The 23684-nt window shown below is 73.6% G+C and carries 26 protein-coding genes; 14 read left to right on the top strand and 12 right to left on the bottom strand.

Annotation, left to right across the window (positions count from 1 at the left end; translation table 11 throughout):
- The first annotated feature begins 142 nt into the window (after positions 1-142).
- The gene (locus ABZO31_RS07685; RefSeq protein WP_406860341.1) at positions 143-610 is read left to right on the top strand and encodes a MarR family winged helix-turn-helix transcriptional regulator; all 468 of its coding nucleotides are present in this window, start codon (positions 143-145) and stop codon (positions 608-610) included.
- 21 nt (positions 611-631) lie between these two features.
- On the opposite strand, the gene ABZO31_RS07690 is transcribed toward ABZO31_RS07685, so the two are convergent.
- Complete coding sequence (locus ABZO31_RS07690; protein ID WP_406860342.1) at positions 632-1510, bottom strand: SDR family oxidoreductase; 879 nt, start codon at positions 1508-1510, stop codon at positions 632-634.
- Position 1511: 1 nt separating this feature from the next.
- Positions 1512-2276 (bottom strand): SDR family oxidoreductase, encoded by a 765-nt coding sequence (locus ABZO31_RS07695; protein ID WP_406860343.1) that lies wholly within the window; start codon positions 2274-2276, stop codon positions 1512-1514.
- A 68-nt stretch (positions 2277-2344) separates the two neighbouring features.
- On the opposite strand from ABZO31_RS07695, the gene ABZO31_RS07700 reads away from it, so the two are divergent.
- From ABZO31_RS07700 to ABZO31_RS07720, 5 genes are read left to right on the top strand one after another with little or no spacing between them, the layout of a single operon-like run.
- Entirely contained in the window at positions 2345-3121 is a 777-nt protein-coding gene (locus ABZO31_RS07700) for an enoyl-CoA hydratase family protein (RefSeq protein WP_406860344.1), read from the top strand.
- Complete coding sequence (locus ABZO31_RS07705; RefSeq protein ID WP_406860345.1) at positions 3118-4011, top strand: CoA transferase subunit A; 894 nt, start codon at positions 3118-3120, stop codon at positions 4009-4011. Before ABZO31_RS07700 ends, ABZO31_RS07705 begins: the two co-directional genes overlap by 4 nt.
- The gene (locus tag ABZO31_RS07710) at positions 4008-4718 is read left to right on the top strand and encodes a CoA-transferase subunit beta (RefSeq protein ID WP_406860346.1); all 711 of its coding nucleotides are present in this window, start codon (positions 4008-4010) and stop codon (positions 4716-4718) included. Before ABZO31_RS07705 ends, ABZO31_RS07710 begins: the two co-directional genes overlap by 4 nt.
- Complete coding sequence (locus ABZO31_RS07715) at positions 4718-5767, top strand: NAD(P)H-dependent flavin oxidoreductase (RefSeq protein WP_406860347.1); 1050 nt, start codon at positions 4718-4720, stop codon at positions 5765-5767. The genes ABZO31_RS07710 and ABZO31_RS07715 overlap by 1 nt, the downstream gene beginning before the upstream one ends.
- A gap of 27 nt (positions 5768-5794) precedes the next feature.
- On the top strand, positions 5795-6697 hold the full coding sequence (locus ABZO31_RS07720) for a tyrosine-protein phosphatase (RefSeq protein WP_406860348.1): 903 nt from the start codon (positions 5795-5797) through the stop codon (positions 6695-6697).
- Positions 6698-6889: 192 nt separating this feature from the next.
- On the opposite strand, the gene ABZO31_RS07725 is transcribed toward ABZO31_RS07720, so the two are convergent.
- From ABZO31_RS07725 to ABZO31_RS07740, 4 genes are read right to left on the bottom strand one after another with little or no spacing between them, the layout of a single operon-like run.
- Positions 6890-8047: an acetyl-CoA C-acetyltransferase gene (locus ABZO31_RS07725; protein WP_406860349.1), complete on the bottom strand. Its 1158-nt coding sequence runs from the start codon at positions 8045-8047 to the stop codon at positions 6890-6892.
- A 17-nt stretch (positions 8048-8064) separates the two neighbouring features.
- Positions 8065-8676, bottom strand: coding sequence for a TetR/AcrR family transcriptional regulator (locus ABZO31_RS07730; RefSeq protein WP_406860350.1), 612 nt, complete (start codon positions 8674-8676; stop codon positions 8065-8067).
- Between the two features lie 25 nt (positions 8677-8701).
- Positions 8702-9499, bottom strand: coding sequence for an SDR family oxidoreductase (locus tag ABZO31_RS07735; protein ID WP_406860351.1), 798 nt, complete (start codon positions 9497-9499; stop codon positions 8702-8704).
- Positions 9496-10635 carry an acyl-CoA dehydrogenase family protein gene (locus tag ABZO31_RS07740; protein ID WP_406860352.1) on the bottom strand — a complete coding sequence of 380 codons (1140 nt, stop codon included), beginning with the start codon at positions 10633-10635 and terminating at the stop codon, positions 9496-9498. Before ABZO31_RS07740 ends, ABZO31_RS07735 begins: the two co-directional genes overlap by 4 nt.
- 47 nt (positions 10636-10682) lie before the next feature.
- Between ABZO31_RS07740 and ABZO31_RS07745 the strand changes: the two genes are divergently transcribed.
- Genes ABZO31_RS07745 through ABZO31_RS07755 form a run of 3 tightly spaced genes read left to right on the top strand, consistent with a single transcriptional unit; the run spans position 10683 to position 13701 of the window.
- Positions 10683-11552, top strand: a complete 870-nt coding sequence (locus ABZO31_RS07745; protein ID WP_406860353.1) for an enoyl-CoA hydratase — start codon at positions 10683-10685, stop codon at positions 11550-11552.
- A complete protein-coding gene (locus tag ABZO31_RS07750) occupies positions 11552-12697 on the top strand; it encodes an acyl-CoA dehydrogenase family protein (protein ID WP_406860354.1) in 1146 nt (381 codons plus the stop codon). The genes ABZO31_RS07745 and ABZO31_RS07750 overlap by 1 nt, the downstream gene beginning before the upstream one ends.
- Positions 12697-13701 carry an acyl-CoA dehydrogenase family protein gene (locus ABZO31_RS07755; protein WP_406860355.1) on the top strand — a complete coding sequence of 335 codons (1005 nt, stop codon included), beginning with the start codon at positions 12697-12699 and terminating at the stop codon, positions 13699-13701. Before ABZO31_RS07750 ends, ABZO31_RS07755 begins: the two co-directional genes overlap by 1 nt.
- Here ABZO31_RS07755 and ABZO31_RS07760 read toward each other — a convergent pair whose 3' ends face one another.
- From ABZO31_RS07760 to ABZO31_RS07780, 5 genes are all read right to left on the bottom strand, one after another.
- Positions 13702-14184: a pyridoxamine 5'-phosphate oxidase family protein gene (locus ABZO31_RS07760; protein WP_406860356.1), complete on the bottom strand. Its 483-nt coding sequence runs from the start codon at positions 14182-14184 to the stop codon at positions 13702-13704.
- 61 nt (positions 14185-14245) lie between these two features.
- Positions 14246-14620 (bottom strand): VOC family protein, encoded by a 375-nt coding sequence (locus ABZO31_RS07765; RefSeq protein WP_406860357.1) that lies wholly within the window; start codon positions 14618-14620, stop codon positions 14246-14248.
- A gap of 62 nt (positions 14621-14682) precedes the next feature.
- Positions 14683-15429 (bottom strand): vWA domain-containing protein, encoded by a 747-nt coding sequence (locus ABZO31_RS07770; RefSeq protein ID WP_406860358.1) that lies wholly within the window; start codon positions 15427-15429, stop codon positions 14683-14685.
- 95 nt (positions 15430-15524) lie between these two features.
- Complete coding sequence (locus ABZO31_RS07775; protein ID WP_406860359.1) at positions 15525-16718, bottom strand: acyl-CoA dehydrogenase family protein; 1194 nt, start codon at positions 16716-16718, stop codon at positions 15525-15527.
- A complete protein-coding gene (locus tag ABZO31_RS07780; RefSeq protein ID WP_406860360.1) occupies positions 16715-18262 on the bottom strand; it encodes a FadD3 family acyl-CoA ligase in 1548 nt (515 codons plus the stop codon). Before ABZO31_RS07780 ends, ABZO31_RS07775 begins: the two co-directional genes overlap by 4 nt.
- A gap of 146 nt (positions 18263-18408) precedes the next feature.
- Between ABZO31_RS07780 and ABZO31_RS07785 the strand changes: the two genes are divergently transcribed.
- Complete coding sequence (locus ABZO31_RS07785) at positions 18409-19002, top strand: flavin reductase family protein (protein ID WP_406860361.1); 594 nt, start codon at positions 18409-18411, stop codon at positions 19000-19002.
- On the opposite strand, the gene ABZO31_RS07790 is transcribed toward ABZO31_RS07785, so the two are convergent.
- Positions 18927-19529 (bottom strand): helix-turn-helix transcriptional regulator, encoded by a 603-nt coding sequence (locus ABZO31_RS07790; protein ID WP_406865286.1) that lies wholly within the window; start codon positions 19527-19529, stop codon positions 18927-18929. The two genes, ABZO31_RS07785 and ABZO31_RS07790, sit on opposite strands and share 76 nt — an antisense overlap.
- A gap of 80 nt (positions 19530-19609) precedes the next feature.
- Between ABZO31_RS07790 and ABZO31_RS07795 the strand changes: the two genes are divergently transcribed.
- Genes ABZO31_RS07795 through ABZO31_RS07810 form a run of 4 tightly spaced genes read left to right on the top strand, consistent with a single transcriptional unit; the run spans position 19610 to position 23626 of the window.
- Positions 19610-20749 (top strand): LLM class flavin-dependent oxidoreductase, encoded by a 1140-nt coding sequence (locus ABZO31_RS07795; protein WP_406860362.1) that lies wholly within the window; start codon positions 19610-19612, stop codon positions 20747-20749.
- Positions 20746-21471 carry a glucose 1-dehydrogenase gene (locus ABZO31_RS07800; protein WP_406860363.1) on the top strand — a complete coding sequence of 242 codons (726 nt, stop codon included), beginning with the start codon at positions 20746-20748 and terminating at the stop codon, positions 21469-21471. Before ABZO31_RS07795 ends, ABZO31_RS07800 begins: the two co-directional genes overlap by 4 nt.
- Positions 21468-22625: an alpha/beta hydrolase gene (locus ABZO31_RS07805; protein WP_406860364.1), complete on the top strand. Its 1158-nt coding sequence runs from the start codon at positions 21468-21470 to the stop codon at positions 22623-22625. Before ABZO31_RS07800 ends, ABZO31_RS07805 begins: the two co-directional genes overlap by 4 nt.
- Positions 22622-23626: a hypothetical protein gene (locus ABZO31_RS07810; protein ID WP_406860365.1), complete on the top strand. Its 1005-nt coding sequence runs from the start codon at positions 22622-22624 to the stop codon at positions 23624-23626. Before ABZO31_RS07805 ends, ABZO31_RS07810 begins: the two co-directional genes overlap by 4 nt.
- The last annotated feature ends 58 nt before the right edge of the window (positions 23627-23684 follow it).

Consider the following 23684-nt stretch of genomic DNA (forward strand, 5'->3'; position numbering starts at 1 on the left):
CGCGAGGTTTATTTCGTTAGCTCGAACGAAATAAATGGATCGCCATGACCATCGCAACCGCCGCAGGCCAGGCCGCACCCCGGGCACCCTGACCGCAAATCCTTCGTTCCATCGAACGAAACATCTGTGAGAGGCTGCTGTCATGAGCGAGCAGACACCCCACCGGGCCGAGGTGATCTCCGCCCTCACCGAGGCCGGCCGCGACTCCAGCGCCGCCGCCGTCGCCTTCCACACGGCGGTCGCGGCGAAGCAGGACCTGGGCGCGACCGAGACCAAGACGCTCGATCTGCTCCAGCGGCACGGGTCGCTCACCGCGAAGGAGTTGGCCGAGTTCTCGGGCCTCGCCCCGGCCTCGGTGACCGGGCTGATCGACCGGCTGGAGCGCAAGGGGTACGTGCGCAGGGTGAAGCACCCGACGGACAAGCGCCGGGTGCTCGTCGAGCCCCGCCCGGAGAAACTGGCCGAGCTCGCCCCGCTGTTCGACGACTGGGCGCGTGAAGTGCACGAACTCTACGAGGAGTTCACCACCGAGCAGCTGGAGACCGTCACCCGCTTCCTCACCGGCGCGACCGCCCGCCAGCGCGCCGCGACGACGCGGCTGACGGAGTAGGGCCTCCCGCCCCCGAGCGCGTCACCCCGCCCCGTACACCGCTCCCGGCGTCCGCGCGTCGGCCAGCAGCTTGAGCGTCGCCTCGCCGGACTCCGCCGGACTCCACCGGCCCTCGCGCCGCACCGTCGGGCCGGCGTGCCAGCCCTCCATGACGGTGATCCGCCCGCCTTCCGCCTCGAAGACGCGCCCGGTCACCCCCGCCGAGGCGGCCGAGCCCAGCCAGACCACCAGTGGCGACACGTCCTCCGGCGCGGCGTCCAGGTCGCCGAAGACCTCCTCGGTCATCCGGGTCCGGGCCGCCGGGGCGATCGCGTTGACCTGGACGCCGTACCGGGCCAGCTCCGCCGACGCGACCAGCGTCAGCCCGACGATCCCCGCCTTCGCCGCCGCGTAGTTGCCCTGACCGACGCTGCCCAGCAGCCCCGCCCCCGACGTGGTGTTGACGACCCGCGCGGTCACCTCGCGGCCCGCCTTGGACGCGGCGCGCCAGTACGCCGCCGCGTGCTTCAGCGGCAGGAAGTGGCCCTTCACGTGCACCCGCATGACCGCGTCCCAGTCGTCCTCGTCGAGGTTGACCAGCATCCGGTCCCGCAGGAAGCCCGCGTTGTTGACCAGCGCGTCGAGCCGTCCGTACGCGTCGACCGCGGTCGCGACCAGGGACGCCGCCCCGTCCGCCGTCGCCACGTCGCCGCCGTGCGCGACGGCCTCGCCGCCCGCTGCACGGATCTCCTCGACGACCTGCGCGGCCGGGCTGTCCGCCCCGGGCCGGCCGTCGAGGCCGACCCCGAGGTCGTTGACGACGACCTTCGCACCCTCGGCGGCGAAGGCCAGGGCGTGCGCCCGGCCGAGCCCCCGTCCGGCGCCCGTCACGATCACGACGCGTCCGTCGCAGATACCCATCTCAGCTCTCCTTGTTGACAGTTGCGGCGTCCAGGAAGGCGGGGCGCTCCCCTCCCCCGTGGACGAGGAGCGAGGCTCCGGTGACGTACGCGGCCCGGTCCGAGGCGAGGAACACGGCGGCCTCGCCGACGTCGGCGGGCTCGGCGAGCCGGCCCAGCGGGACGGTGCGGGCGACAGCCGCGACCCCGTCCTCGTCCCCGTAGTGCAGGTGCGTCAGTTCGGTGCGGACCATGCCGAGGACGAGCGTGTTGACCCGTACCTCCGGGGCCCATTCGACGGCCATCGAGCGCGCCAGGTGCTCCAGGCCGGCCTTGGCCGCCCCGTACGCCGCCGTGCCCGGCGAGGGGCGCGCACCGCTCACGCTGCCGATCATCACGACCGAGCCGCGCGCCGCCCGCAGCTGCTCGTACGCGGCGAGCGTGGCGGTGAGCGGCGCGGTGAGGTTGAGCGCGAGCACGCGTGCGTGGCGCTCCGCGCCGCCCTCCCCGAGCAGCCGGTACGGCGCACCGCCCGCGTTGTTGACGAGTACGTCGAGCCGCCCGTACGACTGCGCGACGTCGGCGAAGAACTCCCTCACCGCGCCCTCGTCCCGCAGGTCGACGGGACGGAACTCGGCCCGCCGGCCCGCCTCTTCGACCGGTGCGTCCGGCGGCCTCCGTGCGCAGGTCACGACCCGTGCGCCGGCCCGCAGGAACGCCCGGGCGATGCCCGCCCCGACGCCCCGTGTGCCGCCGGTGACGACGGCGACCCTCCCGTCCAGCTCCATCGGCTGCTACCTTTCCTGACCAAGCAGTCACCTAACAAATGTTTGGTGGAAAGGTAGCTGATCCGCTCATGGGTGTCTCCACCTCAAGCCCGGACAAGGGCGTCGCCCTCGTCACCGTCGACTTCCCGCCCGTCAACGCCCTGCCGGTACGCGGCTGGCACGAACTCGCCGACGCCGTCCGCGCGGCCGGCCGCGATCCGGAGATCCGCTGCGTGGTGCTCGCCGCCGAGGGCCGCGGGTTCAACGCGGGCGTCGACATCAAGGAGATGCAGCGCGAGCACGACGGCACGGGCGGGCACGCGGCGCTGATCGGCGCCAACCACGGCTGCGCCGACGCGTTCGCCGCGGTGTACGAGTGCGAGGTCCCGGTCGTCGCCGCGGTGCAGGGCTTCTGCCTGGGCGGCGGGATCGGTCTGGTGGGCAACGCCGACGCGATCGTCGCCTCCGAGGACGCCACGTTCGGGCTGCCCGAGCTGGACCGGGGCGCGCTCGGCGCGGCGACGCACCTGGCGCGGCTGGTCCCGCAGCACCTGATGCGGGCGCTGTACTACACCTCGCGCACCGCCACGGCCGCCGAGCTGCAGGCGCACGGCTCGGTGTGGCGGGTGGTGCCGCGCGACGGACTCCACGCCGCGGCACTGGAGTTGGCGCGGGAGATCGCGCGGAAGGATCCGTACCTGATCCGGCTGGCGAAGGCCGCGATCAACGGCATCGACCCCGTGGACGTGCGCCGCAGCTACCGCTTCGAGCAGGGCTTCACCTTCGAGGCCAACCTCAGCGGGGTCGCGGACCGCGTCCGGGACACGTTCGGCAAGGACTCCTCCGGAACGGAGCGGCAGGCATGACGGACAGGACCCATGGCGCCACCGGCACCGACAAGGTCATGACCCCCGAGGACGTCGTGGGCCGGCTGCGCTCCGGCATGACGATCGGGATCGGCGGCTGGGGCTCCCGGCGCAAGCCGATGGCCCTGGTCAGAGCACTGCTCCGGTCCGATATCACCGATCTCACGGTGATCTCGTACGGCGGCCCCGACGTGGGCCTGCTCGCCGCCGCCGGACGTATCCGCCGCCTCGTCGCCGCCTTCGCCACCCTCGACTCGATCCCCCTCGAACCCCACTTCCGCGCCGCCCGCGAACGCGGCGACCTCGCCTTCACCGAACTCGACGAGGCGATGTTCATGTGGGGCCTGCACGCCGCCGCCAACCGGCTCCCGTTCATGCCGGTCCGCGCCGGACTCGGCTCGGACGTGATGCGGGTCAATCCGGAGCTGCGCACGGTGACGTCCCCCTACCCGGGCGACGACGGCGCGCACGAGGAGTTCGTGGCCGTCCCCGCACTCCGCATGGACGCCGCGCTCGTCCACCTCAACCGCGCCGACCGGCTCGGCAACGGCCAGTACCTGGGCCCGGACCCGTACTTCGACGACCTGTTCTGCGAGGCCGCCGACACCGCGTACGTCTCCTGCGAGCGGCTGGTGGAGACGGCGGACCTCACCAAGGACGCCCCGCCGCAGTCCCTGCTGGTCAGCCGCCACGCGGTGACCGGTGTCGTCGAGACCCCGAACGGCGCGCACTTCACCTCCTGCGTGCCCGACCACGACCGCGACGAGGCGTTCCAGAAGCTGTACGCGACCACCCCCTGGCCCGAGTTCGCCGAGCGGTTCCTCTCCGGCGCGAACGAGCACGACTACCAGTCCGCCGTCCAGGCGTGGCACAAGGAGCGGCAGCAGTGATCACCCGAGCGGAATACTGTGTCGTGGCCTGCGCGGAGGCCTGGCGGGACAACGGCGAGGTGCTGGCCGCGGCGATGGCCCCCGTGTCGTCGTTCGGCGCCCGGCTCGCCAAGCGCAGCTTCGCCCCCGACCTGCTGCTCACCGACGGCGAGGCGATGCTGGTCGGCCTGGACGGCTCGGTCGAGGGCTGGCTGCCCTACCGCAGGCACCTGACGATGGTCACCGGCGGCAGCCGGCACGTGATGATGGGCGCGAGCCAGATCGACCGCTTCGGCAACCAGAACATCTCGTGCATCGGCGACTGGGAACGCCCGGACCGCCAGCTCCTCGGAGTCCGCGGCGCACCGGTCAACACGCTGAACAACCCGGTGAGTTACTGGATCCCGAAGCACTCCCCCCGGGTCTTCGTCGAGCGCGTCGACATGATCAGCGGCGTCGGGTACGACCACGCGGTGGGCCCGTACCACCGCATCCCGCGTGTGGTGACCGACCTGGGTGTCCTCGACTTCGCCACCCCGGACCGGACGATGCGCCTGGCGAGCCTGCACCCGGGCGTGACGGTGGACGAGGTGCGGAAGGCGACGGGCTTCGACCTCGTGATCCCCGACGACATCCCGTACACCCGCGAACCGACCCCCGCAGAACTGCTCCTGATCCGCGAGGTCATCGACCCGAAGGGCGTACGGGACCGGGAGGTCCGGTCCTGATGGAGACGGCGCTCACGAAGCTGACCGGGGTACGGCACCCGATCGTCCAGACCGGCATGGGCTGGGTCGCCGGCCCCCGGCTGGTGTCGGCGACGGCGGAGGCCGGGGCGCTGGGGATCCTGGCCTCGGCGACGATGACGGTGGAGCAGCTGCGTTCCGCGATCAGAGAGGTCAAGTCCCGCACGGACCAGCCGTTCGGCGTGAACCTGCGGGCGGACGCGGGGGACGCGCGGGAGCGCACCGACCTCATCGTGGAAGAGGGGGTCGGGGTCGCGAGCTTCGCCCTGGCACCATCCCGGGACCTGATCGCGCGGCTGAAGGACGCGGGCGTGGTCGTGATCCCCTCGGTCGGGGCGCGGCGGCACGCCGAGAAGGTCGCGGCATGGGGCGCGGACGCGGTGATCGTGCAGGGCGGCGAGGGCGGCGGGCACACCGGGGAGGTGGCGACGACGGTCCTGCTGCCGCAGGTCGTCGACGCCGTCGACATCCCGGTGGTCGCGGCCGGCGGCTTCCACGACGGCCGCGGCCTGGTGGCGGCACTGTCGTACGGCGCGGCAGGCGTGGCGATGGGCACCCGCTTCCTGCTCACCTCGGACTCGACGGTCCCGGACGCGGTGAAGGCGAAGTACCTGGCCGCGACGGTCAAGGACATCACGGTGACCACCGCCGTGGACGGACTGCCGCACCGGATGCTCCGTACGGAGATGGTCGCGGCGCTCGAACGGGCGGGCCGGGCCCGGGCACTGGCGCAGGCCGTGCGCCGGGCGGCCGGCTTCCGCAAGGTGTCCGGCCTGTCGTGGACCCGGATGGTCCGCGACGGGCTGGCGATGAAACACGGCAAGGACCTGTCGTGGAGCCAGGTCCTGCTCGCCGCGAACACCCCCATGCTCCTCAAGGCGTCCATGGTCGAGGGCCGCACCGACCTCGGCGTCATGGCATCGGGCCAGGTGGCCGGCGTGATCGAGGACCTGCCGTCCTGCGCGGCACTCGTCGACCGCGTCATGGCCGAGGCCGAGCACGTGCTCCGCACCCTGCCATCCCCAGGGTGATTCCTCGTCCCGCAAGGGAGTTCGACCATGCACCTGTCCAGACGCGCACTGCTGGGCGCCGCGACCGCCACGGCGGTGGCGGCCGTCCTCTCCCCCACTGCGGCGGCCGCACACCGCCGCCCCGGAAGCACCGCCACCGCCGTCCGCCACATCCCCCTGCAGGGCGCGGTCAACGTCCGTGACCTGGGCGGCTACCTCACGTACACGGGCGACCGGGTCCGCCAGGGCCTGGTGTACCGGGCGGATGCCCTCGGCAAGCTCACGGACGCCGACGTCACGACAGTCGCGTCGCTCGGCCTGGTCACGGCCGTCGACTTCCGCATCCCCCTGGAGGTCCAGTACGACGGAGCCGACCGGCTCCCGGCCGGCGTCCGCGCGGTCTCCCGTCAGATCACCGACAACGGCCTGTACGGGCAACTGCTCGCCGCGATCGGCTCGCGCGACCCGGTCCGGCAGGAGCAGATGCTGGGCAACGGCCGGGCGGCCGCGTTCATGACCGAGGTCTACCGCACGTTCGTCACCAGCCCCGCGAACCGCGCGGCCTTCGGCGCGACGCTCCGCGACCTGTCCCGCCCCGGCACGGGCCCGTACCTGTACCACTGCACGTCGGGCAAGGACCGTACGGGCTGGACGAGTTACCTCCTCCTGACGGCCCTGGGCGTCCCGGACCAGTCGGCCGTCTCCGACTACCTGGCCTCCAACACCTTCCGCGCCGCCCACGACGCGAAGGTCCGCGAGGGCCTGAAGCAGAGCGGCATGATGCAGAACCCGGACCTCCTCATCCCCCTCCAGGAGGTCCGCACGGAGTACCTGAACACGGCCCTCTCCGAGGTCCGGTCCGCCTACGGCTCCCTGTTCCGCTACCTGACGGCCGGCCTCGGCCTGGACGTCCCCACCCTGTCGGCCCTCCAGAACCGCCTGGTCGACTGACCACCGGCGGCCCGCCGTCCCGGGCCGCCGTGGAGCCGGCTACAGCCGTTCGATGATCGTGACGTTCGCCTGGCCGCCGCCCTCGCACATCGTCCCCTCCTTCACGGCCCGCTCGCACCGCTCGGCCCCAGGGGGGCCTCCCGGGCTTCGCACGCCTGCGCCGGCCTCCGGCCGGACGGCACGGGCACCGCCTTACACCCGCTCGATGATCGTGACGTTGGCCTGGCCGCCGCCCTCGCACATCGTCTGGAGACCGAAGCGGCCGCCGGTGCGTTCCAGTTCGTGGAGGAGGGTGGTCATCAGTTTCACGCCCGTGGCGCCCAGCGGGTGGCCCAGGGCTATCGCGCCGCCGTTGGCGTTGACGCGCGCCGGGTCGGCGCCGGTTTCCTTGAGCCAGGCGAGGACGACCGGGGCGAAGGCCTCGTTGATCTCGACGAGGTCGATGTCGTCGATGGTCAGGCCGGTCTTCTTCAGGGCGTGGGCCGTCGCCGGGATCGGGGCGGAGAGCATCCGGATCGGGTCCTCGCCGCGGACCGAGAGATGGTGGATGCGGGCCCGGGGCGTGAGCCCGTGTTCGCGGACCGCGCGTTCGCTCGCGAGGAGCATCGCCGCCGCGCCGTCCGAGACCTGCGAGGAGCAGGCCGCGGTGATCGTGCCGCCCGGCACCACGGTGGCCAGGCCGGCCATCTTCTCCAGCGAGGTGTCACGGCGCGGGCCCTCGTCCGCCGTCACCTCCCCGTACGGCACCGTCTCCCGCTCGAAGCGGCCCTCGTCGAGGGCGCGGATCGCCCGCTCGTGGGAGCGGAGGGCGAACTCCTCCTGGTCGCGGCGCGTGATCCCCCACTTGCTCGCGATCAGCTCCGCGCCGTGGAACTGGTTCACCGGAGCGTCGCCGTAGCGCGCCCGCCAGCCCTCGCTGCCCGCGTACGGGCCCTCCGTGAGGCCCAGCGGCTCCGCCGCCTGCCGGGAGGCGAAGGCGATCGGGATCATCGACATGTTCTGCGTGCCGCCGGCCACCACCAGGTCCTGGGTGCCGGAGAGCACGCCCTGCGCGGCGAAGTGCACGGCCTGCTGCGAGGAGCCGCACTGGCGGTCGACGGTGACCCCGGGGACCTCCTCCGGCAGGCCCGCCGCCAGCCAGGCCGTGCGGGCGATGTCGCCGGCCTGCGGGCCCACGGTGTCGAGGCAGCCGAAGACGACGTCCTCGACCGCCGCCGGGTCGATGCCGCTCCGCTCCACCAGGGCCTTCAGGACATGGGCACCCAGGTCCGCCGGGTGCACCGAGGAGAGTCCTCCTCGGCGGCGGCCCACCGGGGTCCGTACCGCTTCGACTATGTAGGCCTCGGGCATCGCTCCTCCTTCATCGGTCACATACGTACGGCGATCCCGTCCAGGACCATCGACAGGTACTGGCGGGCGATCTCCTCCGGGCTGTGCTGCCCGCCCGGCCGGTACCAGGACGCCGCCACCCACACCGTGTCGCGCACGAAGCGGTAGGTGAGCCGGATGTCCAGGTCCGCCCGGAAGACCTCGGCGGCGACCCCCCGCTCCAGCGTCCCGAGCCACGCCTTCTCGAACTTCTGCTGCGAGTCGGCGAGGTAGTGGAAGCGGGGCTGGGCGCTCAGGTGCCGGGACTCCTTCTGGTAGATGGCGACGGCGGCACGGTGCCGGTCGATCTCCCGGAAGGACTCGGTGACGAGGGCCTCGATCGTCTCCCTGGGCCCGAGCCCGGCGTCGAGCACGGCGTCGTACCGTTCCCACAGCTCGTTCAGGAAGGTGGAGAGGATCTCGTCGAGCATCGATTCCTTGGAATCGAAGTGGTAGTAGAGGCTGCCGGCGAGCATGCCGGCCTCGTCCGCGATCTTGCGGACGGTGGTGGCGTTGTACCCCTGTGCGGCGAACACCTCGGCCGCCGTGTCCAGGAGTTCGCGGCGCCGCTCGGGAGTGGCGGTCACCTGGGTCTTCTTCTTGTTCGGCACGCTCTCATTGTCGTCGCTCCCGCCCCTAGGCCCGCTGGCTGCTGACCGGGACGGTCTCGCCGGTCATGTAGGAGGAGTAGCCGCTGGCCAGGAAGACGATCACGTTGGCGATCTCCCACGGCTGCGCGTACCGGCCGAAGGCCTCCCGCTCGGTGAGTTCGGCGAGCAGCTCCTCGGAGGTGACCTTCACCAGGTGCGGGTGCATGGCGAGGCTCGGCGCGACCGCGTTGACGCGCACGCCGTAGTCGGCGGCCTCGATCGCCGCGCACCGGGTCAGCGCCATCACGCCGGCCTTGGCCGCGGCGTAGTGGGCCTGGCCGGCCTGGGCGCGCCAGCCGACGACGGAGGCGTTGTTGACGACGACGCCGCCGCTGCCGGAGTCCCTGAAGTGCCGCAGCGCCGCCCGGGTGCAGCGGAAGGTGCCGTTCAGCGTGACGTCGAGGACCTTCGTCCACTGCTCGTCGGTCATGTCGACGAGCGCGGCGGTGCCGCCGAGGCCGGCGTTGTTGACGACGACGTCGAGCCGCCCGTGCAGCCGGGCGGCCTCCGCGAACAGCGCGGCCACCTGCTCCTCGTCGGTGACGTCGCAGGGCAGGGACGACACGTACTCCGCGCCGAACTCCTCCGCCAGCGCCTCCTCCGTCTCCTTCAGGCGGCGGGCGTGGGCGTCGCCGATCAGGATCCGCGCCCCCTCCTCCAGGAACTTCCGGGCCGTCGCCCCGCCGATGCCCGCGCCCGCGGCGGCGGTGATCACGGCGGTACGGCCCTCCAGCAGTCCGTGGCCCGGCTCGTAGGGCGGGGGTGCCGTGCGAGAGGGTGTCATGCGCGTGCCTCCTTCGGCAGGCCGAGCACCCGCTCGGCGATGATGTTCCGCTGGATCTCGCTGGACCCGGCGTAGACGGTGTCGGCGCGGGAGAAGAGGAACAGCCGCTGCCCGTCGTCGAGTTCGTACGGCTCCCCGGCGGCGACCAGCGACGCGGCGCCGCGCACGTCGAGGGCGAGCTCGCCGAGGTCGCGGTGCCAGTGGGACCAGGCCAGCTTGGCGGTGGAGGCATCGACGTCGCCGCGCAGGGCGGTGGCGCGCAGGGTCTCCAGGCCGATCCAGGACCGGACGAGCCGGTCCCGGAGCAGCGGATCGGCGGCGGCGCCGTTGCGGCGGGCCAGCTCTGCCAGGCCCTCCCACTCGCGCCGGAAACCGACCTGCTGGCCGAGTGTGGAGACGCCGCGTTCGTGGCCGAGGGTGGCCATGGCGATCCGCCAGCCGTCGCCGGGCGCGCCGACGACGTGGGAGGCGGGGGTGCGGGCGCCGTCGAAGAAGACCTCGTTGAACTCGCTGGTGCCGGTGAGCTGCACGATCGGCCGGATCTCGACACCGGGCCGATCCAGCGGGACGAGGAGGTACGAGAGACCCGCGTGCCTGCGCGAGGCGGGCTCCGTCCGGGCGACGACGAAGCACCACTGGGACTCGTGGGCGAGCGAGGTCCAGATCTTCTGCCCGGTGACCACCCAGTCGTCGCCGTCACGCTCCGCGCGGGTGCGGACGTTCGCCAGGTCGGAGCCGGCGTCGGGCTCGCTGTAGCCCTGGCACCAGAGTTCCTCGACGGCCCGGATCGGCGGCAGGAAGCGGGCCTTCTGCTCCTCGGTGCCGTGCTCGATCAGGGTGGGCCCGAGGAGCTGTTCGCCGATGTGGTTGACGCGCGCGGGGGCGTCGGCGAGCGCGTACTCCTCGTGGAAGGCGACCTGCTGCTCGAGGCTCGCGCCGCGTCCGCCGTACCGCTCCGGCCAGCCGACGCAGGTCCAGCCGTGGGCGGCCATGTGGCGCTCCCAGGCCAGGCGTCCGGCGAACGCCTCGTGCTCGCGGCCGGGTCCGCCGCGGCCCTTCAGGGCGGCGAACTCGCCGGTGAGGTGGGTCCGCAGCCAGTCGCGGACCTCGGTGCGGAACTCCTCGACGGTGCTCATGGCCGTACGTTAACCTACCAAACACTTGTTAGGGAAGGATGCTCGGAATGACCCAGGATCCCGTCGACCCCACAGCCCCCGGGACGCCCGTGCGGTACGCACGCCGCGGCCCCGTCGCGTACGTCACCATGGACCGCCCCCGGTACCGCAACGCCCAGAACTCCGCCATGACCTACGCCCTCGACGCGGCCTTCTACCGGGCGGCCGACGACCCGGAGGTGAAGGTGATCGTGCTGGCCGGCACCGGGGACCACTTCTCGGCCGGCCACGACATCGGCACCCCCGAGCGCGACGCCCATCTCCCCTTCGAGCGGCGCGCCGGACTGTGGTGGGACCACTCCGACAAGCACGGCGCGGAGGCGCGGTTCGCCCGCGAGTCGGAGGTGTACCTGGGGATGTGCCGGCGCTGGCGGGAGCTGCCGAAGCCGGTGATCGCGGCGGTGCAGGGGGCGTGCGTGGCGGGCGGGCTGATGCTCGCCTGGGTCTGCGACCTGATCGTGGCGAGCGAGGACGCGTACTTCGCGGACCCGGTGGTGCGGATGGGGATCCCCGGGGTGGAGTACTTCGCGCATCCGTGGGCGATGCCGCCGCGGATCGCGAAGGAGTTCCTGTACACCGGGGACCGGATGCCGGCCGGCCGTGCGTACGAGCTCGGCATGGTCAACCGGGTCGTGCCCCGCGGCGAACTCGGCGCGGCCGTCGACGCGTTGGCGCTGCGGATCGCCGAGATGCCGCGGATGGGTCTCGCGCTGACGAAGCGCGCGGTCAACCAGGCCGAGGATCTGCAGGGTCTGCACTCCGGCATGGACTCGGTCTTCGGACTGCACCACCTGGCCCACGCGCACAACGCCGAGACGGCGGCGGACCCCCTCGGCGGCATGGACGTGGCGGCGATGAAGCGGAGGGCGAGTGCCTGATGGATCTTCACGAGAGTCCGGAGATACGGGAGTTCAGGGCCGAGGCACGCGACTGGCTGCGCCGGCGTGTGCCCGCCGTGCCGCTCCCGTCCCTCGAGACCGCCGAGGGCTTCGCCGCGCACCGGGAGTGGGAGGCCGAACTGGCCGCCGCCCGCTGGTCGGTGGTGTCCTGGCCGGAGGAGTACGGCGGCCGGGGCGTCGACCTCTTCCACTGGCTGGCCTTCGAGGAGGAGTACTGGGCGGCGGGCGCGCCCGGACGGGTCTCGCAGAACGGCATCAACCTCCTCGCCCCCACCCTGTTCGACCACGCGACCGGGGAACAGCGGGCGCGGGTGCTGCCCTCGATGGCGACCGGCGAGGTGGTGTGGGCGCAGGCGTGGTCCGAGCCGGAGGCCGGTTCCGACCTGGCGTCGCTGACCTCGCGGGCCGTGCGGACGGACGGCGGCTGGCTGCTGTCGGGGCAGAAGACCTGGTCGTCGCGGGCGGCGTTCGCGGACCGGGCGTTCGGGATCTTCCGTACCGACCCGGAGGCGGCCAAGCCGCACCAGGGCCTCACGTACCTGATGTTCGACCTGCGCGCGCCCGGCGTCACGGTCCGGCCGATCGGCCGGCTCGACGGCAAGCCGGCGTTCGCCGAGCTCTTCCTCGACGGGGTCTTCGTCCCGGACGAGGACGTCATCGGCGAGCCGGGGCAGGGCTGGCGGATCGCCATGTCGACCACCGGCAACGAGCGCGGCCTGACGCTTCGCTCCCCCGGCCGCTTCCTGGCCGCCGCGGACCGGCTCGTACGGCTCTGGCGCGAGACGGCCGACCCCGCCGACACGGCGCTGCGGGACCGGGTCGCGGACGCGGTGATCGGGGCGCGGGCGTACCAGCTGTTCACGGCGGGCGGCGCGGCGCGGTTCGCGGGCGGCCAGGCCATCGGGGCAGAGTCCAGCCTCAACAAGGTCTTCTGGTCCGAGTACGACATCGCCCTGCACGAGACGGCGCTCGACCTGCTGGGCGCGGACGGCGAACGCGCCGACGGGGAGTGGGCGGAGGGCCATGTCTTCTCGCTCGCCGGCCCGATCTACGCCGGGACGAACGAGATCCAGCGCGACATCATCGCCGAGCGTCTGCTCGGCCTGCCGAAGGGCCGCCGCTGATGGGATTCCTGCTCACCGCCGAACAGCACGCCTTCGCGCGCTCGCTCGACGCGATGCTCGCCGCCGCGGACACCCCGTCGCTGATCCGTGCCCGCTCGGCCGGCGACCCGGCACCGTGGCGCGCCCTGTGGACGCGCCTCGCGGAGGCGGGCGTCCTCGCGCTCGCGGTGCCGGAGGCGTACGACGGCGTCGGCCCCCTGCCGGTGGAGACGGTCGTCGCCTTCGAGCAGGCGGGCCGCCACGCCGTCCCGGGGCCCCTGGCGGAGACGGTCGCGACGGCGGCCCTGCTGACGGGCCTGGCGGAGACGGGCGTCGAGGGGCCGGCGAAGCGCTTCCTGCCGGACCTGGCGTCGGGGGCGGCGGTGGCGACCCTGTGGGTGGACACGGACGGGGGCGGGGTCGGGCCGTACGCGGCGGACGCCGACCTCGCCGACCTCGTGTTCGGAATACACGGCGACCGGCTGGTGCTCGCCGCCGGGGTCCATGACGTACGGGCCTCCGCCGATCCCGGGCGGCGGCTCGCGTTGCCCGGGGCCGGCGGGGAGGTACTGGCGGCCGGGCCCGCCGTCACCGCCGCCGTCGCGCGGGCGCGGCGGTGGGCGGCGCTGGCCACGGCCGCGCAGTGTCTGGGGGTCGGGCGGGCGTTGCTGGAGCGGACCGTCGCGTACACGACGCAGCGGACGCAGTTCGGAGTGGCCGTCGGCTCGTTCCAGGCGGTGAAGCACCGGCTCGCCGATGTGCTGATCGGGCTCGAGTTCGCCCGGCCGCTGGTGCACGGGGCCGCGGTCACGCTCGGCGCGTCGGACGTGGCGGCCGCCAAGGTCACGGCCGGCGAGGCCGCGTACGCCGCCGCCCGCGCCGCGCTCCAGCTGCACGGCGCGATCGGCTACACGGAGGAGCTGGACCTCTCGCTCTGGCTGCGCAAGGCCCGTCCGCTGCGGGACGCGTGGGGCACGCCCGCGCAGTGCCGGGCGGCCGTGCTCGCGGCGGAGACCGGCGGCTGATCAGGTACGGCGGAGGGTGCGGACCGGGCGGCCCGGCCGCCAGGTCCGTACGACCAGTTCGTCGTCCTCGACGGTCGTACGGACGACCTCCGTCAGGTCGAGCCGGTACACGTGGAACGGCAGCGGCGCGCCCAGCGCCTCCGCGAACCGTTCCTGCGTCGCCCGGTCGGTGACCTCGACCGCCCGCCCGGAGACCCGTACGTCGCCGCCGCCCATCGCCGTGCCCTCCCCGGGGTTGGCGAGCAGCGAGAACCGCGGGTCGCGCCGCAGGTCCAGCGCCTTGCGGGAGTCGGGCATCATCGTCAGCACCAGCTCGTCCAGCGGGAACTTCGCCTCCAGGCCGCTCAGCCGGGGCGAGCCGTCCTTGCGGAGCGTGGCGAGGACGTGGTGCGTGTACTTCCCGAACCGCTCCCGCACGGTCGCGGCGAACTCGGGCTCGGCCTGCTGGAACTCCGGCCAGGTCATGGTGGTGGTCGTCGTCATGACTCCAGCGAACCGCAGAATCCCGACAGCTTCCGTCCGGATTACTCCGCGGGACGCCGGATTACTCCGCGCGCTCCGCCTTGCTGCGCTCCACGCAGAACTCGTTGCCCTCCGGGTCGGCGAGCGTCACCCAGCCGAGGCCGTCCGCCCGGCGGTGGTCGCCGACCAGCGTCGCGCCGAGCTTCAGCAGCCGCTCCACCTCCTCGTCGCGGCTGCGGTCCTGCGGCTGGAGGTCGAAGTGGACGCGGTTCTTGACCGACTTCGCCTCGGGCACGGTGACGAACAGGACGCCCATGCCGTCCGCCTCCACCAGCGCCTCCGGGTCACCCGGCGCGTCCTCGTCGGAGACCCTGCCCTCCAGCACCTGCGCCCAGAAGGCCGCCTGCGCGTAGGCATCGGAACAGTCGAACGTCACGTGTCGCACGAGAGAAGCCATGCGCGCCACTATCCCGGAGGGTCGCCTCGGCGGGCCACGCAATAAGGAGGGCGGTGGCCGGATCAGTACCCCGTGCCCACGCCCACGGCGCCGTCCCGCACGATGCCCTGCGCCCGCGCCGCCCGCAGCCAGGACGGGAACTCGGAGACCAACTGCTCGTACAGCTCCGCGTCCGACACCCGGCGCGGGTCCTGGCCGACGTGGAAGAAGCCGGCGTTGTCGACGGGACGCCGGCCGGGCACGTCGAGCTCGTCCAGCTTGCGCAGGAAGTCGAACTGGCGGCTGTGCGGGTCGCCGAAGCCGACGAACTGCCAGAAGATCGGCAGCTTGGCCGCCTTGCACAGGTACTTCTCCGCGGCGAGCTTGTTGATCGGCCCGCCGTCCGTCTGGAAGACGACCAGCGCGGGGGCGGTCGCGCCGCTGTCGAGGTAGTGGTCGATGACCGCGTCCATGGCGAGGTGGTAGCTGGTCTTGCCCATGTGGCCGAGGCCGGCCACGATCCGGCCGATGCGGCCCTGGTGGTCGGCGAGCGCGATGTCCGTCTCGGCGTCGACGTCGGTGGAGAAGAACACCACCGGCACCCGGCCGTCGTCGTCGAGGTGCGTGGAGAGCCCGAGGACCCGGTCCGCGAGCGCCTGCACGCTGCCGTCGTTGTAGTACGGCTTCATGGAGCCCGAGTAGTCGACCACCAGGTACACGGCGACGCGCTGGCCCTCCAGGCCGTGCTTCTGGACGGAGACCCCGGCCGTCTTGTAGAGGCTGACCAGGGCCGGGGCGGACTCCTCGATCTTGCGCAGGCTCAGGGCCATGGGTGCGGGTCTCCGTTTCGGCGTACGGCGACACGGCGGTCGCGATGCTGCCGAGGGTACGGGACGCGGCGGGGCGTACGCCAAGGTCGCGCCGCTCAGGCGGCGTTGAGCCCGAGCAGGGTGGCGAGGCGGGCGCGGTGGGCCTCCGGGGAGCCCAGCAGCAGGGCGGCGCCGTGGGCGCGTTTGAGGTGGTCGTGAGCGGGGTGCTCCCAGGTGATGCCGATGCCTCCGTGCAGCTGGACGGTCTCGGCGGCGACCGTCCGGTACGCCTCCGTGCACGCGGACTTCGCGGCGGCGGCGAGCCGCGGGAAGGCGGGCGTGCCGTCGGCGTGGGCGGCGGCCCGGGCGAGCGAGCGGGCCCCCTCGACCTCGGCGTGCAGATCGGCCAGCCGGTGCTTCACGGCCTGGAACGCGCCGATGGGCCGGCCGAACTGGACGCGGTCCTTGGCGTACCGGACGGTCAGCTCGAGCGCCCGCCCGGCCGCCCCCACGCACTCGGCGGCGAGCGCCACGGCACCGACGTCCCGGACCCGCGCGAGCACCCGCTCCCCGTCGCCGCAGAGCAGCCGCGCGTGCGCGCGGTCGAGCACGACGCGGCCGAGCGGCCGGGTCCGGTCGAGCGCGGGCACGGCGGCCCACCCGACGCCCGGCCCGTCGAGCGCGAACAGCCCGAGCCGCCCGCCGGAGCCGGTGCGGGCGAAGGCGTACAGGTGGTCGGGGGTGCCGGGGCCGGCGAGCACGTACTCCTTCACACCGGTGAGGTACCAGGCGGGGCCGGGGAGACCGCCCGCGGCCGCTGCGTGGGTGCGGCCCGACGCATCGTCCCGGGGCGGGGCGGCGGCCGGCGCGCGGACACCGGCTCCGGCCGGCCCGGAAGCGGCGGCCCGTCCGCCGGCGTCGGGCCCGCCTTCGCCTCCGGAGGCCGCCCGGGTCGCCGTCGTCGTGATCGCCTCCGGCTCCCAGCCGCCCGCCTCCGCCCAGGCCAGCGCGGCGACGCGGGTGCCGGCGGCGAGGCCGGGCGGGAAGGGGGCGGCGGCCTCGGCGAGGGCCGTGGCCGCGAGGACCGCGGAGCCCAGGTACGGCAGCGGGCTCAGCGCACGGCCCGACTCCTCGGCCACCACGGCCTGTTCCGGCAGCCCGCAGCCGAGTCCGCCCTGCTCCTCCGGGACCGCCAGGGCCGCCGCGCCGATCTGCTCCGTGAGCGGGCGCCAGGCGGCGTGACCTTCGTGGCGGGCCAGCAACGACCGTACCGACGCCCGCAGTTCGGACTGCTCCGGCGTGTCCCTCATGACTCTCCCCTCGCGGCGCGCCGCAGCTCGCCCTTGAGCAGCTTGCCACCGGCGTTGCGCGGCAGCACGGGCACCGGTACGAAGCGGCGCGGCACCTTGAAGTTGGCGAGCCGTTCCCGGCTCCAGGCGGTCAGTTCGGCCGCGTCCACCTCGCGCGCGGTGACGACGAAGGCGACGCCGACCTCGCCGAGGCGTTCGTCGGGCGCGCCGACGACGGCCGCGTCGGTGACGGCCTCGTGCTGCAGCAGCACGTTCTCGATCTCGGCCGGGTACGCGTTGAAGCCGCCGACGACGTACATGTCCTTGAGCCGGTCGGTGATGGCGAGGTGGCCGCGCGCGTCGAGGACGCCGATGTCGCCGGTGCGCAGCCATCCGTCGGCCGTGGTCGCCTCGGCGGTGGCGGCCGGGTCGTCGAGGTAGCCGCGCATCACGTGGTAGCCGCGGACCTGGACCTCGCCCGGCGCGCCGGGCGGCTGCGCCTCGCCGGCCGGGGAGGCGATCCGGACCTCGGTGCCGGGCAGCGGCAGGCCGACGGTGTGGGCGACGGTGTGCGCGTCGGCGTCGGTCGGGCAGACGGAGACGACGCCGCCGGACTCGGTGAGCCCGTACGCGGTGAACACGTCGGGCGCGCCGAGCACCTCGCGGATCTCCTCGACGAGCGCGGTGGGCACCGACGCCGCGCCGGTGCCGGCGAGCCGCAGCGCGGACAGGTCGTGGTCGGCACGCCGCGGGTGGTGGATCAGGCCGTGGAAGACGGTCGGCGGGCCCATCAGGCAGGTGACGCGCTCGGCGGCCATGCGCCGCAGGATGCGGTCGGCGTCGTACACCGGCTCGGGGAGCATGGCTACGCCGGTGAGCAGGCAGGCCAGCACCCCGGCCTTGTAGCCGAAGGTGTGGAAGAACGGGTTGACGAGGAGGTACCGGTCGCCGGGGCGCAGGGTGACGAGGCGGGCCCAGTCGGCGTACAGGCGGAGGGTCTGGGCGTGGGTGCTCATCACGCCCTTGGAGCGGCCGGTGGTGCCGGAGGTGTAGAGCACGTCGCAGAGGTCGTCGGGGCGTACGGCGGCGGCGCGGGCGGCCCGTTCGGCGTCGGGCACGGTCGCGCCGGCGGCGAGGTACGCGGCCCAGCCGGGGCCGTGCAGCGGGACGGTGGCGCGCAGGGCGCCGAGGTCCTCGCCGGAGCCGTGGAGGGCGGCGGCGTAGTCGGTGCCGAGGAAGTCGTGCTCGGTGAGGAGCAGGGTGGCTCCGCTGCGGCGAATGATGTCGGCGGCCTCGGCGGGCTTGTAGCGGGTGTTGACGGGGACCAGGACGGCGCCGACGCCGACCGCGCCGAGGGCGGCGGTGATCCAGTGGCGGCTGTTGGGGGCCCAGATCGCGACCCGGTCGCCGGCCGCGACGCCGTGTGCGAGCGCGGCCCGTGCGGCGGCGGCGATCTCGTGGTGCAGCCGGTCGAAGGTCCAGCGTTCCTCGCCGTCGGCGAGGGCTTCGCGGCCGGCGTGGACGGCGGCGGCCCAGCCGGGCAGCGCCGCGATCGTGGCAGGCAACTCGGCCTGAACGATGGGTGGTTGGGCGGAGATACGGCCTTGCAAGGAGACACCCTCCCTACTTGACGTATGAGCGTGGCCGGTATCCAATCACACGTGTTTCGGTTAGGCATATACCTAGTAGGAATATTCCCGAGAGGCTGCCGATGCCCACCACACCCCTGCCCGGCACCCCGCCCCTGCCCGGCGCCACCGTCCCGTCCAGCACCACACCCCTGCCCGACATCAGGTCCGCGCTCTCCGGGTTCTGCACCGGAGTCGCCGTCGTCACCGCGCTCGCGCCGGACGGCCGCCCGGCCGGCATGGCGGTGCAGTCGTTCTCGTCCGTCTCGCTCGACCCGCCCCTGGTCTGCTTCTGCCCGGCGCACACCTCGGCCACCTGGCCGGTGATCCGCGCCGCCGGGCGGTTCGCGGTGAACGTGCTGGCCGACGACCAGGAGGAGCTGTGCCGCCGGTTCGCGGTGACCGGCGGCGACAAGTTCGCCGGGGTGCGCTGGAGTCCCGGCCCGAACGGCGCGCCGCTGCTCGACGGCGCGCTCGCGAGCATCGCCTGCGAGCTCGCGGACGTCCTGGACGGCGGCGACCACGCCATCGCCCTCGGCCGGGTCACCTCACTGACCGCGCACCGCGACGGCGCCGCCCCGCTGCTCTACTTCCGCCGCTCCTACGGGCGGTTGCCGCGCTCCAGCTCCTCGATGTCGGCCAGCATGGCGTCGGCGAGGTCGCGCTCGGAGGCGTAGTACCGCTCGGCCCACTTGAGGGTGAGCATGGGGTACTTCCACGCCTCCTCGGTCGCCGCGCCGGCCACGTCCGCCGCCGCGCGCACCCGCATCGACTCCGCGAACTCCCGGTGCTTGCCGAGGACTTCGCGCATCTGCTCGGGCTCCAGGAGATGCCCGAGCCACAGCCGCAGCATCGGCCCGTGCTTGAGCACCGGCGGGTCGACGGGCGCGGTGCGGGCCCAGGTGCGTACGGCCGCCATGCCCTCGTCGGTGATCCGGTAGACGCGCTTGTCGCGGGTGCCGGTCTCCTGGGCGACCATCCGGGAGGCCGCGAATCCGGCCGCCTCCAGGCGCTTCAGCTCGCCGTAGATCTGGCTGAACGACGGGCTCCAGTAGAAGAAGCGCAGCGACCAGTCGGACCACTTCTTCAGGTCGTAGCCGGACAGCTCCTCGCCGTAGGAGAGCAGTCCGAGCACGGCCCAGCTCGTCGCGGGCAGCGCGGGGATCTCCTGCCCCTCTTCGCCCCCGGCGGTCTTCTTCTCCATCACCCGGCGAAGTCTACGCACCCCTTCCACCCCCCACCTATGCCTGCTAGAAGTATTCCTATTCGAAATAGAGGAGTCCCATGAAGTTCTCCATGATCTTCGAGGCCCAGCTCGTCGACCCCACCCCCGAACGCGAACGCCAGGTCATCCACGACTGCGTCGAACAGGCCGTGTTCGCCGAGGAGATGGGCTTCGACCGGATCTGGGCGGTCGAGCACCACTCCCTCACCCAGTACGCGCACATGAGCGCCTCCGAGATCTTCCTGACCTGGGTCGCCGCCCGGACGGAGAGGATCCGCATCGGCCACGGCGTGGTCACCATGCCGTTCGGCTACCAGCACCCGGTCCGGGTCGCCGAGCGGGCCGCGATGCTGGACGTGCTGTCCGGCGGGCGCGTCGACATCGGCGCGGGACGGGGCGCCACCAAGCAGGAGATGCGGATGTACGGGGTGGACCCCGAGGACACGTATCCGCAGATGGAGGAGGCGCTGCGGATCTTCTCCGCCGCCTGGCGCGCGGAGGAGTTCGAGTGGCACGGGTCGCTCGACATCGGTCCGGGCGCGATCCTGCCGCGGCCCGTCCAGGGCCCGCACCCTCCCCTGTTCATGGCGTGCTCGAAGCACGACACGCTCAAGCTGGCCGCCGAACTCGGCATCGGCGCGCTGGTGATGGGCTTCGCCGGGGCCGACGACGTGCGCGCGATGCGCAAGGTGTACGACGAGGCGATCGCCGGCCGGGGCACGGACCGGCTGGTGTCGACGGAGGTCAACGACCACTTCTCGGCGCTCTGCCCGACGGTCGTGCTGGACGACGCGGCGGCCGCGCTGCGGATCGGCACGCGCGGGCAGCGGTTCTTCGCCGAGTCGATCGCACACTGGTACGGCAACGCGCCCGCGCCGACGGGCTACGCGGACGACGCGGGCGCCGAGGAGCATGTGGCGGCGCTGGCCCGGGGCCGCGAGGAGCTGGTGGCCCGGCTGCACGAGGCGAACATCCCGGCGCGGCCGGTGGACACCGGCACGTTCAACGCGGAGCACGCGTACGGCGACGCGGCGACCGCGATCGACTACGTGGAACGGCTGCGGCAGATCGGCGTGGACGAGGTGATGTGCCTGATCCAGATGGGCACGGTGCCGCAGGAGGTCTGCATGGAGACGATCCGGCAGTGGGGCGAGACGGTCATCCCGCACTTCCGCGCGCTGGAAGGGACGCCGGCGTGAAGACCCTCGACGGCAAGGTCGTGATCGTGACGGGCGCGGCCCGCGGCCAGGGCGCGGCGGAGGCCGCGCTGCTGACGGCGGCGGGCGCGCGGGTCGTCCTGACGGACGTGCGCGAGGAGGAGGGCCGGGCGGTCGCGGCGGAGCTGGGCGGGGCGGCGGTGTTCGTCCGGCACGACGTGACGTCGGCGGAGGACTGGACGCGGGTCGCGTCGACGGCGACGGAGACGTACGGCCGGCTGGACGCCCTGGTGAACAACGCGGCGCTGTGGCGCACGGCGCCGGTGCAGGAGGAGACGGAGGAGAGCTTCGCACTCCTGCTCCGGGTCAACCTGCTGGGCCCCTTCCTGGGCATGCGGGCGGTGGTGCCGGCACTGCGGGAGGCGGGCGGCGGCTCGATCGTGAACGTCTCGTCGACCGCCGGACTGATCGGCATCCCCGGGCACGCGGCGTACGGCTCCTCGAAGTTCGGCCTCCGCGGCCTGACGCGGTCGTCGGCCCTGGACCTCGCGGCGTACGGCATCCGCGTCAACTCGGTCCACCCCGGGGCGATCGACACCCCGATGACGGCGGCGGTGGCGGGCCGCGACTGGTCGCACGTACCCCTGGGCCGCATGGGCCACCCGCAGGAGGTCGGCGAACTGATCGCCTTCCTCGTCTCGGACGCGTCGTCGTACGTCACGGGCACGGAGTTCACGGTGGACGGGGGGCTGACGACCGGATGACGGACCCCCTGACCCCGAAGGCCCGCGCGCTCTGCGACGCGATGAGCGCCGCGTTCCCCCCGCCGGGCGACCCGGAGGCCCTGCGGGCGGCGGCCCGCGCGGGCGTCCGCCCACCGGCGCCGTCGTCGGTGACGGCGCGGGACGGGGTGGCGGCGGGGGTACGCGTGCGGGTGTACACGACGACAGCCGGCGGACGCGGTCACGGCGGCGGTCCGGGCACGGCGGACGAGCCGGGCCGCACAGCGAGCGCGTCGACGAGCGAGGCCCGCACGGACGCCGCGCCAACGCCGGACCGCGGGCCGTCGCCGGACGGCAGCAGGCGCGCCGGCCGCCCCCGAGGGGAACCGACACGCACGCCCGGCCGCGCGGACGGCGGCCCTCCTCTCGACCCCGTCGCGCACGTCGGCCGTCCCCTCCCCGGCGCCACCGCGCACGACGGCCGGTGTCCCGGCCCGGGCGCCGCCTCGCCGCCCGTCGTCGTCCTCGCCCACGGCGGCGGCTGGGTGCTGTGCGACCTGGACACGCACGACGGGCTCTGCCGCGCGCTGGTCGAACGGAGCGGCGCGACCGTCGTGTCCGTCGACTACCGGCGTGCGCCGGAGCACCGGTTCCCGGCGGCCGAGGACGACGTGCACACCGTCCTGACCTGGGCCGCCGGCGCGTACCCGGGGCGGGTGCTCGTCGTCGCCGGGGACTCCAGCGGCGGCAACCTCGCCGCGGCCGTGGCGCTCCGCGCACGGGACGGCGACGGGCCCGCCCTCGCCGGGCAGTTGCTGTTCTACCCGGTGCTCGACCACCGGCTCGACGGGGTGTCGGCGGAGGCGTACGCGGAGGGCTTCTTCCACACCGCCGCCCACATGCGCTGGTACTGGGAGCAGTACCTGGGCCCGCACGGCGACCCGGTCGCCGCCTCCCCCGGCCTCGCCGCCGACCTCACCGGACTCCCTCCGGCCCTGGTCGTCCTGGCCGACTGCGACCCGCTGCGCGACGAGGGCCTCGCCTACGCGCGCCGGCTGTCGGCCGCCGGGGTCACCGCGGAAGTCCGCCTCCACACCGGCATGTTCCACGGCTTCCTCGGCGCCCGCGGCATCCTGCCGGAGGCGGACAAAGCACTGGACGGGGCCGCGGCCTGGCTGTCTACCCTCACCGGGTGACCATCCGCACCCCGTACCGTCCGCTCGACATCACCGTCCCGTTCCCCGAGCTGAAGGCCTGGGCCCGCACCGCGGCGCGCCTGCACCCGCGCGCGGGCACGCCCGGCCGGGCCGACAGTTCGGTGGGCGGACCGGTGCTCTGGCCGGCGGACGAGGCGTGGCCCGTGTGCGAGGAGCACGCGGCAGGGACGCCGGGCATCGCGCCCGGGCGCGAGCGGCGCTACCGCCGCCTCCTGCGGGAGGTGTACGACCGGCCGCGCACAGCGGACGGCGGGCTCGCGTACACCCCGGAGGAGCGGGCCGAGATCGACACGCTGTCCGCCGAGCCCTGGCACCGGCCCGACCGTCACGACGGCGGCCCGGTGCCGCTGCTCGCCCTCGCCCAGTTCTTCACGCGCGACGTGCCGGACCTCGCCCCGTTCGCCCCGCCCGGCGCGGACCTGCTGCAGGTGCTGTGGTGCCCGTTCTACGAGCACGAGGACGGACCCTTCAGCCACTTCGGCCCGCACACCCGGCTGTTCTGGCGGCGGGCCGCGGACGTGACCGAGCCGCTCGCCGTCCAGCCCGAGCCGGCGGTCGTCGAGGGCGGGTACCTGCCCGACCCCTGTGCGCTGCACCCCGAGCAGGTCGTCGAGTACCCCTTCCCTGACTATCTCCCGGAGGAACTCGCCGGGCGGATCGAGAGCTGGGAGGACGCGTACCAGGCGCGGCTCGGCGATGCGGCGCCCTGGTACCAGTACGACCTGTCCATGGCCCCCGGCTGGAAGATCGGCGGCTGGGACTCGTGGCACAAGACGGATCTGATCCGGGTGTACTGCGACACCTGCGGAACGGAGATGCGGGTGCTGCTGACCATCGACTCGTACGACTCCGGAGGCAGCTGGGGGCCGTATCCGCTCGTCGCGCCGTCCACCGGAATCAAGGTCGGCCGCGACGGCGAGTACCGCGCCTTCGTCTGCCCCGCCGACCCGACGCACCCCCACCGGATGGCGATGCAGTAAGCGCGCCCCCGTCGCGCAGCACAAGAAACCACGGCGCCCGCCCAGTGTCCGGTCGGGG

Origin of the sequence: Streptomyces solicamelliae, assembly GCF_045348655.1 — a bacterium.
In the GTDB taxonomy this organism is placed as follows: domain Bacteria; phylum Actinomycetota; class Actinomycetes; order Streptomycetales; family Streptomycetaceae; genus Streptomyces; species Streptomyces solicamelliae.

Coding starts and splice junctions, on each gene's coding strand:
- ABZO31_RS07685 (WP_406860341.1), top strand. CDS start 143: ATGAGCGAGCAGACACCCCACCGGGCCGAGGTGATCTCCGCCCTCACC.
- ABZO31_RS07690 (WP_406860342.1), bottom strand. CDS start 1,510: ATGGGTATCTGCGACGGACGCGTCGTGATCGTGACGGGCGCCGGACGG.
- ABZO31_RS07695 (WP_406860343.1), bottom strand. CDS start 2,276: ATGGAGCTGGACGGGAGGGTCGCCGTCGTCACCGGCGGCACACGGGGC.
- ABZO31_RS07700 (WP_406860344.1), top strand. CDS start 2,345: ATGGGTGTCTCCACCTCAAGCCCGGACAAGGGCGTCGCCCTCGTCACC.
- ABZO31_RS07705 (WP_406860345.1), top strand. CDS start 3,118: ATGACGGACAGGACCCATGGCGCCACCGGCACCGACAAGGTCATGACC.
- ABZO31_RS07715 (WP_406860347.1), top strand. CDS start 4,718: ATGGAGACGGCGCTCACGAAGCTGACCGGGGTACGGCACCCGATCGTC.
- ABZO31_RS07720 (WP_406860348.1), top strand. CDS start 5,795: ATGCACCTGTCCAGACGCGCACTGCTGGGCGCCGCGACCGCCACGGCG.
- ABZO31_RS07725 (WP_406860349.1), bottom strand. CDS start 8,047: ATGCCCGAGGCCTACATAGTCGAAGCGGTACGGACCCCGGTGGGCCGC.
- ABZO31_RS07735 (WP_406860351.1), bottom strand. CDS start 9,499: ATGACACCCTCTCGCACGGCACCCCCGCCCTACGAGCCGGGCCACGGA.
- ABZO31_RS07740 (WP_406860352.1), bottom strand. CDS start 10,635: ATGAGCACCGTCGAGGAGTTCCGCACCGAGGTCCGCGACTGGCTGCGG.
- ABZO31_RS07745 (WP_406860353.1), top strand. CDS start 10,683: ATGACCCAGGATCCCGTCGACCCCACAGCCCCCGGGACGCCCGTGCGG.
- ABZO31_RS07750 (WP_406860354.1), top strand. CDS start 11,552: ATGGATCTTCACGAGAGTCCGGAGATACGGGAGTTCAGGGCCGAGGCA.
- ABZO31_RS07755 (WP_406860355.1), top strand. CDS start 12,697: ATGGGATTCCTGCTCACCGCCGAACAGCACGCCTTCGCGCGCTCGCTC.
- ABZO31_RS07760 (WP_406860356.1), bottom strand. CDS start 14,184: ATGACGACGACCACCACCATGACCTGGCCGGAGTTCCAGCAGGCCGAG.
- ABZO31_RS07765 (WP_406860357.1), bottom strand. CDS start 14,620: ATGGCTTCTCTCGTGCGACACGTGACGTTCGACTGTTCCGATGCCTAC.
- ABZO31_RS07770 (WP_406860358.1), bottom strand. CDS start 15,429: ATGGCCCTGAGCCTGCGCAAGATCGAGGAGTCCGCCCCGGCCCTGGTC.
- ABZO31_RS07775 (WP_406860359.1), bottom strand. CDS start 16,718: ATGAGGGACACGCCGGAGCAGTCCGAACTGCGGGCGTCGGTACGGTCG.
- ABZO31_RS07785 (WP_406860361.1), top strand. CDS start 18,409: ATGCCCACCACACCCCTGCCCGGCACCCCGCCCCTGCCCGGCGCCACC.
- ABZO31_RS07790 (WP_406865286.1), bottom strand. CDS start 19,529: ATGGAGAAGAAGACCGCCGGGGGCGAAGAGGGGCAGGAGATCCCCGCG.
- ABZO31_RS07795 (WP_406860362.1), top strand. CDS start 19,610: ATGAAGTTCTCCATGATCTTCGAGGCCCAGCTCGTCGACCCCACCCCC.
- ABZO31_RS07805 (WP_406860364.1), top strand. CDS start 21,468: ATGACGGACCCCCTGACCCCGAAGGCCCGCGCGCTCTGCGACGCGATG.